General features: G+C 35.4%; 3 protein-coding genes. 2 read left to right on the top strand and 1 reads right to left on the bottom strand.

The annotated features are described in order from the left end of the window. Nucleotides 1-108: 108 nt before the first annotated feature. The gene (locus tag V7068_RS20070) at nucleotides 109-252 is read right to left on the bottom strand and encodes a YuzK family famiily protein (protein WP_164853105.1); all 144 of its coding nucleotides are present in this window, start codon (nucleotides 250-252) and stop codon (nucleotides 109-111) included. Between the two features lie 606 nt (nucleotides 253-858). Here V7068_RS20070 and V7068_RS20065 point away from each other — a divergent pair. Together V7068_RS20065 and V7068_RS20060 are read left to right on the top strand one after the other, a co-directional pair. Continuing rightward, nucleotides 859-1,119: a hypothetical protein gene (locus tag V7068_RS20065; RefSeq protein ID WP_499714252.1), complete on the top strand. Its 261-nt coding sequence runs from the start codon at nucleotides 859-861 to the stop codon at nucleotides 1,117-1,119. A 13-nt stretch (nucleotides 1,120-1,132) separates the two neighbouring features. Further along, the coding region (locus V7068_RS20060; RefSeq protein WP_499714251.1) for a YybI family spore inner coat protein at nucleotides 1,133-1,686 on the top strand (554 nt) is incomplete at its 3' end.

Genomic DNA, 1,686 nt, shown 5'->3' with positions numbered 1-1,686 from the left:
ACGGATTTTTCTCGTTTATAAAACAGTAGTATAGTAATCTCTACGTGTAAAGGAATTCTAGGAGGGCGTTATTGGTATGATTATAGGTCATTGGAGTCAAGTTTGATGTTATTTTATAAACAGATTCGATTGGATTTTCTTTAATATACGTCTGCTTTGTGCATAATCCTGTTCGCGTGCTTCCTCAACTTTCAAGCGCTCATCAAGCTTTCGGCTATATTCAGCATAACCAATTCCATGAGCTTGAAACATAGCCTTTTCCATTTCTGCCGTGTACAGTAAAGCGAGAGTTTTGATAAAGAATCAATCCTTTCCGAAATAATTTCCTTCTTAATCGTATCATTGATTAAGAAAGGTCACAAAGTGGTTCTCGTTCTCTATTAGAGGAGATTAGCGCTTCTGTACGCCTGTATAACACTCATTGCTCACAGACGCCAAATCCCTGCCATTTCCTTTGTTTTCCTTTCCTTTCCGTACGTTTAGTATTTTAAGAACGAACTCGCTAGCATATAAATTTTAAAATCTTAGATGCAAAATGGTATTTATATATTTAAAAATTAACCTCGTTAGAATATTTTGATTAAACCTTAACTGAAAATAGTTAGTAATATATATCATCCAATTATTGGTGTAAATTCTCTTGGCAGCTCATTAAATATTTTCCTTTTCTCGGGAAATACTATGAAGGAATTAAAACGGAAAGAGCAAGACAAAGAGAATGGATTATGTATAAATTGCTGGGGGAATGTTCAGAACGAATCGAATATGGTTGTTCAGATTATTTTCGCGACCATTGGGTTTGGGCCTTCACCTCATTTGTATTAATTTGGAATTTTTATACTTTTGAAGGTACACCAGTTGTTTTTCATTTTGAAAATGCCCCATGGGCGGCTTTTTTATCCAATCTTTTTAGTAACAGCGGGACATATGGCATTAACAGCATATGCGACAGGTGCTTTTGTCATTGCAGCTTTTAAAATGTTGAAAAATCCATTACTTCTTTTTAAGCAGTATGTATGTCGGCTTTGCGATTTTAGTGCCGGGTTTCTATTATTTCTGGTCTATCTTTATGAAGGATCAATGAAAAAAATAAAAAAGAAACACATCTCACAATCGTAAGGAGCGGTTGAGAATGAAAGGTCATTTTTTACATGTATTAAAATATGCTGTATTGGTCATTTCTGTTTGTTTAAGCTATCAAGCTGTTGAAGCACATGATAAAGGGCTTAAGTCAAATGAGTTTTATGAGGCAATGAAGCGCGATGTTACCGGTGATAAAAAAATTGATACCATTGAGTTAAGAGGTACACCAAGCGAAAAAAATCGTCACCTTTTAACGAAAATGGAACTTGTAGTGGAAAGCAGCCGCAAGAGGATGTCCATTCCCCTTGAAGCAGGATATAAACCGAAGCTCGCCCTTGCTGATTTTAATAAAGATGGTGTGCAGGATGTCTTTGTTTCCTTTCAAAAACAGAATAAATCTGAATTATTTCATCAAATTTATTCTTTTAACAAAGAACAAGTAGCAAATATAGAGGTGCCGCCTTCTGTTCCTGTTACAGCTCAATTTCAAGACTATTATATGGCAGACATTACTGTCGAGGGGCAAAAGCCAGTTCGGGTGGATATTAGCAGTCATAGAGAGGTGTATGAAGAGTTAGGGATTTATCAAAATGGAAAATTAAA

The organism is Bacillus sp. JJ634, assembly GCF_036962285.1.
GTDB lineage: Bacteria > Bacillota > Bacilli > Bacillales > DSM-1321 > Peribacillus > Peribacillus asahii_A.
Note: the sequence above shows the minus strand (reverse complement) of the source record. Positions and strands in the feature narration are given on the sequence as shown.